Annotated in this window: 1 protein-coding gene; it reads left to right on the forward strand. The window is 61.9% G+C overall.

Going from position 1 to position 467, the window contains the following annotated elements; translation table 11 throughout:
• Nucleotides 1–454, forward strand: a 454-nt coding sequence (locus tag H3V53_RS43440; protein ID WP_336603075.1) for a helix-turn-helix domain-containing protein, incomplete at its 5' end; no start/stop codon positions are given.
• Nucleotides 455–467 lie beyond the last annotated feature (13 nt).

Here is a 467-nt window from a genome sequence, read left to right on the forward strand (position 1 = left end):
TGATCGCGCCCTACTTGCAGCCTTGACCGTCATCAGCCGGCGCACCCATCCCGACCTAGCCAGGACGCTCGCGGAGGCGTTCTGCCGCGAAATGGGCTATCCGCTCGCGGCGCTGATCGGAGGCTATGTATCTGGCGCATTCAACAAGGCGCGCCGGGCGTCACGGTGGATCAGGAACAACTGTCAACGCGACATCACGGTGCTCGACGTCGCTGACGCGGTTGGGGTCAGTCAACGCACGCTACTGCGGATCTTCATGACGGAGTTGGGCAAGCGCCCCGCCGATCATATCCGCGATACCCGCATCGAGCTTGCCCGTGCACTCCTCTTGAACACCGATTTGCCGGTCGACACCATCGCATGGCGAACGGGATTTCGCACCAGCGACCGGCTGGCAAAAGTATTCCGTCGATTCATCGGCCAGTCACCAACCGAGGTGAGACGACGGGTATGAGTACAGGACTCGC

The organism is Paraburkholderia bengalensis (assembly GCF_037126505.1).
In the GTDB taxonomy this organism is placed as follows: domain Bacteria; phylum Pseudomonadota; class Gammaproteobacteria; order Burkholderiales; family Burkholderiaceae; genus Paraburkholderia; species Paraburkholderia bengalensis.